Here is a 7626-nt window from a genome sequence, read left to right as displayed (position 1 = left end):
GGGGGATGGGGAAACAGGCTCGCATTGCGAGTACTGCGCCCCTGACTACCAATGATCCTGACAATTGAGGACCAGAACCGGGTTCGGACATGCACGCTGAATCGCCCGGACGCACTCAATGCATTCAACGAGGCGCTCTATGACGCCACCACCGAGGCACTGCTGGCTGCTGCCGAGGACTCGGACGTCGCCGTGGTGCTGATCACCGGAAACGGGCGATCCTTCAGTGCCGGTACCGATCTCGCGGAGATGCAGGCCATGATCACCGACCCGCAGTTCACCCCCGGTAAGCACGGGTTCCGCGGCCTGGTCGATGCCCTGGCGCGCTTCCCCAAGCCGCTGATCTGCGCGGTCAACGGCATCGGCCTGGGCATCGGCGCCACCATCCTCGGCTACGCCGACCTGGCGTTCATGTCCACCACGGCCCGGCTCAAGTGTCCGTTCACCAGCTTGGGTGTGGCACCGGAGGCCGCATCGTCGTATCTGCTGCCGCAGTTGATCGGTCGTCAGAACGCCGCGTGGATGTTGATGTCCTCGGAGTGGATCGATGCCGACGAAGCGCTGCGGATGGGTTTGGTCTGGAAGGTGTGCGAACCTGCGGCGCTACTCGATGATGCCCGCCGGCACGCTGAAGTTCTTGCCTCCCGGCCTATTGCGAGTTTGATTGCGGTGAAGTCGACCATGGTTGCGCCACATCGCGATCAGGTCTCCGCCGCAACCGCACGGGAGAATGCGCTGTTCGCCGAACTGATGGGTGCTGCGGCCAACGCCGAAGCGCTGGCCGAGTTCACCGGGAGGCCGCGCAGCGGATCAGCGTGATCCGACTGCGGTGATCTCCAGGGCGAGGTGGCGAAGTGAGCCGTCGCTCGGCTCCGTCGGTACAGCGGCCAGTGTTGCCTCGATGATGCCGCGAACCGTGCACCGGCACCGGCCGCAGTCGCCGCCTGCCCCGCACATCGCGGCGACCTCTTTCGACGTCGACGCACCGGCGGCGACGGCATCGGACACCATCTGATTGGTGGCTCCAGCACACAGGCATACGTACATCCGCTACCCCTACTGACTGTCGTTCTCGGGCGTCATCAGATCGATTGCGGCGGCGAATTCCCCTACGAACGGCTGGGGATAGCTGCCGATTCCGACACCGGTCATCCACTCGGCGGCGGTGTCTGGGTGGTCCATCCAGCGCTGAGCGCTTGCCGCGCTGTCGATTTCGAGCAGTGTCAACACCTCGCGGCCGTCGTCGACAGCCTGATACACCCACACCTTGCGCACGCCGGCGTCGGCGAACCGGCCCAGGCCGTTGTGCACCTTGGCCATCAGCTCTTCGGGGTCGGCGACCGTGGAGACCACTCCGACGATCACCTCGGAACCGGGCTGTTCGGAATCGGGCCGGGTGAGGTTGATCTTCTCGCGGACCTCGCCGGCGAAGATCGCCGGCAGGTCGTTGACCCCGCTGCGGTCAAACCATTCGAAGACAGCGGGGGAGCGCAGCAGTTCCTTGACCGAGATCCGGTGCCGCAGCCCGATCGTCACCAGTACCCGCTTCGGTTCGAACGCCGAGGTGTAGAGCACCGCGTGGCGGGCACCGAGGGCCGCCAGCGGGGATTGGTCATCGCGCATGAGTGACCAGGTCCGCTCAACGTCGTCGACTTGATAATCCAGCGCCAGCACCAGTGAATGTGGATCCGCACGGTGGGAGACACAGCTGCCCGAAACGCCGATATTGCGGCTAGGCGAATCGAGTCTCATGTTAGTAGAGTCTAACCTAAGTTCAGCGCATCGGGCAGTGCCCCCGGCGATCCGTTCTCGCCGGATCCGGTAGCCGATGTGCCGATTCGACGCGCCGAGACCCGGGTAAACACCGCATCCTGACCGGGCACCTGCACTAGATTGAATTCGGCGCGTTACGGCGACGATCCAACCCCCGTCCGTCGCGGCCGGCATGCGAGGTTCTTCACATCAGAGGAGTGATCATGCAAGGCGACCCAGAGGTTCTCAAACTGCTCAACGAGCAGTTGACCAGCGAACTCACCGCGATCAACCAGTACTTCCTGCATTCCAAGATGCAGGACAACTGGGGGTTCACCGAGTTGGCCGGCCACACCCGCGACGAATCGTTCGAGGAGATGCGGCACGCCGAGGCGGTCACCGACCGCATCCTGCTGCTCGACGGTCTGCCGAACTATCAGCGCATCGGATCCCTGCGCATCGGACAGACCCTGCGCGAGCAGTTCGAAAGCGATCTCGCGCTCGAAATGGACGTCCTCAACCGGCTGCGACCGGGCATCGTGATGTGCCGCGACAAACAGGACAGCACCACCGCCAAGCTGCTCGAGGGCATCCTCGTCGAAGAGGAATCCCACATCGACTATCTGCAGACTCAACTGGAGTTGATGGACAAGCTGGGCGATGCGCTGTATTCGGCGCAGTGCGTCTCCCGCCCACCGTCCTGATCACCAAAGTGGGTACCCGTTAGCGCGTGACGCCGACGGGAGGGACCACCATCACCACGACGCCCAATGCACCGCCGCTCGCCGACGACATGCGGCCGACAGTCAGCCCGCAGCGCCGCAACCTGATCTTCTCGGCGATCGTGTTCGGTCTGCTGATGGCCGCCCTCGATCAGACCATCGTGGCTACGGCACTCCCCACGATCGTGTCGGATCTGGGCAACGCCGGCCACCAGTCGTGGGTCGTCACCAGTTATCTGTTGACCTCGACCATCGCGACGATCCTGGCAGGCAAGCTCGGCGACCTGTTCGGCCGCAAGCGGGTTTTCCAGACCGCCGTTCTCTTCTTCGTGGCCGGGTCGGTGCTGTGCGGCTTGTCCACCTCGATGGGGATGCTGGTCGGTGCCCGCGCGCTGCAGGGTATCGGCGGCGGCGCGATCACCGTCACCGCCGCCGCGCTGATCGGCGAGGTCATACCGCTGCGTGACCGGGGCCGCTATCAGGGCATGCTGGGCGCGGTCTTCGGGGTCACCACGGTGATCGGCCCGTTGCTGGGCGGGTACGTCACCGACTACCTGACCTGGCGGTGGGCGTTCTGGATCAACCTGCCGATCTCGGTAGTCGTGTTGATCGTGGCCGGTGTGGCGATCCCGGCGCTGGTCGGCCGAGCCAAGCCGACCATCGACTACGCCGGGATCGTGCTGGTCGGGTTGGGCGCCACCGGGTTGACGCTGGCCACCAGCTGGGGCGGCAACCGGTACGCCTGGGGGTCGCCGGCGATCATCGGGTTATTCGCCGGGGCCGTCGTGGCGCTGGCGCTGTTCGTGTGGGTGGAGAGCCGGGTCGCCGCACCCATCCTGCCGACCCGACTCTTCGCCGACCCGGTCTTCGCGGTCTGCTGTGTGCTGGCGTTCGTGGTCGGTTTCGCGATGCTGGGCGCACTGACCTTCCTACCCACCTTCATGCAGTACGTCGACGGCGTCTCGGCGACCACGTCGGGGCTGCGCACCCTGCCCATGGTGGTGGGCATGCTCGTGACGTCCACGGGCAGCGGTGCCCTCGTCGGCCGCACCGGCCGGTACAAGATCTTTCCGGTGGTCGGCACCGCGCTGATGACACTCGCGTTCGCACTGATGTCGCAGATGGACGCGGCCACACCGGCCTTGGTGCAGTCGCTGTACCTGTTGCTGCTGGGGGCCGGCATCGGCCTGTCGATGCAGGTCCTGGTGCTCGTCGTGCAGAACATCTCCAGCTTTGCCGACCTGGGTGTGGCCACCTCGGGCGTCACGTTCTTCCGGACCATCGGCAGCTCGTTCGGCGCTGCGGTCTTCGGCTCACTGTTCGTGAACTTCCTCGACGGCCGGCTCGCCTCGGCGCTGGGCACCGCGGGGCTGCCGGCGGAGGCCGCCGCTTCTCCGGAGGCGGTGCATCGGCTGGCGCCGCAGCAGGCGGCGCCCATCGTGGCGGCCTACGCCGAATCACTCGGCCAGGTGTTCTTGTGGGCCGCGCCGGTCGCATTGCTGGGATTCGTCCTGGCCCTGTCCCTGCGCGAGGTCCCGCTCAAGGAGCTGCCCGACAACGCGGCCGACCTCGGCGACGGGTTCGGCATGCCCACCGACGAGACGTCGGACGAGCTGCTCGAGACCGCGATCGGACGACTGCTGCGCAACGAGCCGGGGGTGCGGCTGCGCAGTATCGCTATGCGGTCCGATTCCCCGCTGGATGTGGCCGGGTTGTGGACGGTGCTGCGCATTCATCGCTACACGCAGGTATTCCGGACCGCGCGGCTCAGCGACATCGGCAGGACGCTGCGGGTGCCCTACGAAATCCTCGAACCCACCGTCGATCGTCTGGTGGCGGAGGGTTATGTACTGCGCGACGGTGATCACCTGGGCCTGACCCGAGCCGGCCTGCGTCAGGTCGGCTTCGTATCGTCGCTGGTTCAGGAGTGGGTGGTGGACAAACTGGCCCGCTCGCCCGGCTTCGAGGGCCGGCCGGATCGTGGCGAGGTGGAGGCGGCGCTGCAGCGGATCGCCTATCGCAGCCTCGCCGACCGTGATTGGGCGGTCCAGTCACCGGAGTTGGCCGGCTCCGCCCATGACGGCACCGCAGCCCGCTAGCATCGCTGGGTATGAGCCGCATCGGAGACTTCGAAGCCCACGACATGATCGGCTGGATGGCCAAATCGCCTGAACTCGCCGCCGGCATCGGGGGATTCAGCACCGCGGTCTACAACAAGGGCAGACTGCCGATGCGCACCCGTGAGCTGGCCCGGATGGTGATCGCCCAGGCCAACGAGTGCACGGTATGCATGAACACCCGCGACGCCGACGGCCCCGCCGCCGGGGTCAGCGAGGACCTCTACGACCACGCGGCACAGTGGCGCACCTGGGCGGGCTACAGCCCCCAGGAACGCATCGCAGCAGAGTTCGCCCACCGATTCGCCACGGACCACACCGGCCTGCGCGACGACGAGGACTTCTGGTCGCGCTGCTCGGAGCACCTCAGTGACGAGCTGCTCACCGACCTCGCGCTGTCGTGTGCGCTGTGGGTCGGCATGGGACGGCTGCTGCGCACCCTGGACATCGGGCAGGCCTGCGCATTCACCCTGCCCAGCCGGGTCTGACCCGGCGCGGGGCGTTGGTGGCCGGAGTGTGGGGGCGCCGGGCCGGCTGGGCGCTGGCCATGGCCGGGGCGGCCGGGGCGGCCGGGGCGGCCGGGGCGGCCGGGGCGGCTGGTCTGGCGCTGCGAAACGCCGGTGGCGCCAAGGCCCGTAAGCACAACCCCGCGCCGTTCGATCCGCCCTGGAGCGCCCCGCCGGCGCAGTTCGGTATCGGAATACACCGCAACGTGGCGGTGCCGATGAGCGACGGGATCGTGCTGCGCGCCGATATTCACTACCCGACCGTGCCCGAGACCGGGGCGCCGGCGGCCGGGCCGTTTCCGGTGCTGCTGTCGGTGACCCCCTACGGCAAACTGGCGCCGCCGCCGGCGGCGCAGATCGGCGGCGGTCCGGCACCGCACCTGATCCGGCGCGGCTATATCGAGGTGATGGTCGACGTCCGTGGCACCGGGGCATCAGGCGGGTCGTTCGAGATGTTCGGCGCGGACCAGACCCGCGACGGCGTCGAACTGGTCACCTGGGCCTCGACTCTGCCCAACGCCAACGGCCGGGTCGGCATGTTCGGCATCTCCTACCTGGCCATCAACCAGTTGTTCACCGCGTCCGCGGTCGGGCCGGACTCACCCCTGAAGGCCATCTTTCCGGTGATGGCCGCCAACGACTTCTACCGGGACGCCGCCACCATGGGCGGGGTGTCGCACCTGCGCACCGTGCGTGCGTACGGCTCGGTGTACCGGCTGCTCAACGTTCTCAACCCGACCCTGGAGTTCTTCACCCCCGGCGGGCACCCGCGCCCGCGCGCCGGCGGGTTCGCCGCAGTGCGGCAACGCGGCAAAGATCAGCGGGGCTACTTCGAGCCGCTGGTCGACGAGGCGCGCACCGGCGGTGACGCCGCCTTCGACGGGCCGTTCTGGGACACCATGCGACCGGACCTGATCCTGCCCGACATTGCCGCCAACAATGTCGCAGTCCTGTTGACCGGCGGCTGGCACGATGCTTTCCAACGCGGAGCGCCGCTGAACTACGCGGCGTTGCAGAACGCCTGCACCGGTCGGCCGGTGACTGCACCGATGCAGCCCGGACAACCGCTGAGCGACCGGATCAGGCTGATGATGGGGCCGTGGTACCACGTGTCGGACTACGACGGCCTCAACATCGTGGATCTGCAGCTGCGCTGGTTCGACTACTGGCTCAAAGACGATGCGGCCGCGGCGATGTCGGGTGCGCCGTTCACTTTCACCGCCATCGGCGGCCGGCGCTGGTACCACACCCGGGAATACCCGATCCCCGAAGCGACACCGACGAAGCTGTACCTCGCACACGCCGGGCGGTTGAGCGCCGACGCCCCGGCCGAGCAGACCCTTGTCGCCCTGCCGTACCGCTCGCGCGGCCCGATGTCCGGACGCAGCCTCGAACAATGGTCGTTGGGGCTCAACAGTTTCGTCACCTCGTCGGCGGGCGGCCGTACTCGCCACGATCAGGACAACCGCCGGGTGCAACGCGGTGCCCTGACCTACACCAGCGAGCGGTTTGACTCGCCGACCCTGATCGCCGGGCCGATCACGCTGAGCATCCAGGCGACGGCCGACACCACCGAGACGTTGTGGGTGGCCCACCTCGACGACGTCGCGCCGGAGGGCGTCAATCGCCCGCTGACCATGGGAGCGCTGCTCGGCTCCCACCGCCAACTCGACCCGGACCGCACCTGGTACCTGCCGGACGGCACCGTGCTGCGCCCGCATCACATCAGCACCCGGGCTGCGGTGCGGCCGGTGGTGCCGGGCGAGCCGACCCGCTACGACATCGAGATCTTCCCGACCGCGGCGCTGATCGCACCGGGGCATCGGCTGCGACTGACCGTGACCACCTACGATTTCCCGCACCTGGTGCCGAACGAGCCGGCATGCCGGGCCTTGGCCGGCGGTCTCTATCAGGTACACCAGGGTGGGGCGACTCCGTCGTGCTTGTTGCTGCCGCTGGCCGATCCGGACCGCCTGGATTGACTAGCCCTGTTCGACGACGTCGCGGATGCGCTCGAGGGTGCGCCGCATGTCACGGATGTTGTTGCGCTGCCGGAGAAAACCGCCGAACGCGTAGTAGTAGACGTTGGTCAGGAAGGAGTCTGCCAGCCGGAAGGACTCGGTGACGTCGGTGCCGTCCGCGGTGGGGGACAGCTCATAGCGCCACTTGTTCAGGGCCCGATCGCCGGCGAGCACCGCGAACTCGAACACCCGCCCCGGCTCGCATTCGGTGACGCGGCAGACCGTCCAGTACACCGGCCCGATGCCGTTGCGCTTGACGTGGCCGCGGAAACGGGCCCCGGCCGCCGGACCGGTTGCACCGTCGAGCCATTCGGCTTCGAAGGTCTCCGGGGAGAACTGCCCGATCTTGCGGACGTCGGCCACCAGATCCCAGATCCGTTCGGCTGGAGCCGCCATGTGGACTGTCGCTGAACCCTGCATGCTCGCAATCAAAGCATTCCCGGCCTTGCGTGGTAACCCCACCCGGTGAAAAAAGCTCTGCGCCCCACCCGGAATCGGGTGGGGCGCA

The 7626-nt window shown here is 67.4% G+C and carries 8 protein-coding genes; 5 read left to right on the top strand and 3 right to left on the bottom strand.

The window, feature by feature from the left end; genetic code table 11:
* Positions 1–51: 51 nt before the first annotated feature.
* Positions 52–819 (top strand): enoyl-CoA hydratase/isomerase family protein, encoded by a 768-nt coding sequence (locus K6T84_RS18970; protein ID WP_224860137.1) that lies wholly within the window; start codon positions 52–54, stop codon positions 817–819.
* Here K6T84_RS18970 and K6T84_RS18965 read toward each other — a convergent pair.
* Complete coding sequence (locus tag K6T84_RS18965; RefSeq protein WP_224860138.1) at positions 811–1047, bottom strand: (2Fe-2S)-binding protein; 237 nt, start codon at positions 1045–1047, stop codon at positions 811–813. The two genes, K6T84_RS18970 and K6T84_RS18965, sit on opposite strands and share 9 nt — an antisense overlap.
* Positions 1048–1056: 9 nt before the next feature.
* A complete protein-coding gene (locus K6T84_RS18960) occupies positions 1057–1752 on the bottom strand; it encodes a fatty-acid--CoA ligase (protein ID WP_224860139.1) in 696 nt (231 codons plus the stop codon).
* Positions 1753–1976: 224 nt separating this feature from the next.
* Here K6T84_RS18960 and bfr point away from each other — a divergent pair, with 224 nt between their 5' ends.
* The 4 genes from bfr to K6T84_RS18940 all read left to right on the top strand — a co-directional run bounded on the left by bfr (position 1977) and on the right by K6T84_RS18940 (position 7079).
* A complete protein-coding gene (gene bfr, locus K6T84_RS18955; RefSeq protein ID WP_224860140.1) occupies positions 1977–2456 on the top strand; it encodes a bacterioferritin in 480 nt (159 codons plus the stop codon).
* A gap of 89 nt (positions 2457–2545) precedes the next feature.
* Positions 2546–4573: an MDR family MFS transporter gene (locus K6T84_RS18950; protein ID WP_225402001.1), complete on the top strand. Its 2028-nt coding sequence runs from the start codon at positions 2546–2548 to the stop codon at positions 4571–4573.
* An 11-nt stretch (positions 4574–4584) separates the two neighbouring features.
* Complete coding sequence (locus K6T84_RS18945; protein WP_224860141.1) at positions 4585–5079, top strand: carboxymuconolactone decarboxylase family protein; 495 nt, start codon at positions 4585–4587, stop codon at positions 5077–5079.
* Positions 5080–5285: 206 nt separating this feature from the next.
* Positions 5286–7079, top strand: coding sequence for a CocE/NonD family hydrolase (locus K6T84_RS18940; protein ID WP_225402002.1), 1794 nt, complete (start codon positions 5286–5288; stop codon positions 7077–7079).
* Here K6T84_RS18940 and K6T84_RS18935 read toward each other — a convergent pair whose 3' ends face one another.
* Positions 7080–7538: an SRPBCC family protein gene (locus K6T84_RS18935; protein WP_224860142.1), complete on the bottom strand. Its 459-nt coding sequence runs from the start codon at positions 7536–7538 to the stop codon at positions 7080–7082.
* Between the last annotated feature and the right edge of the window lie 88 nt (positions 7539–7626).

It is taken from the genome of Mycobacterium zoologicum, from assembly GCF_020181635.2.
Lineage (GTDB): Bacteria > Actinomycetota > Actinomycetes > Mycobacteriales > Mycobacteriaceae > Mycobacterium > Mycobacterium zoologicum.
This window is presented reverse-complemented; position numbering and strand designations above follow the sequence as displayed.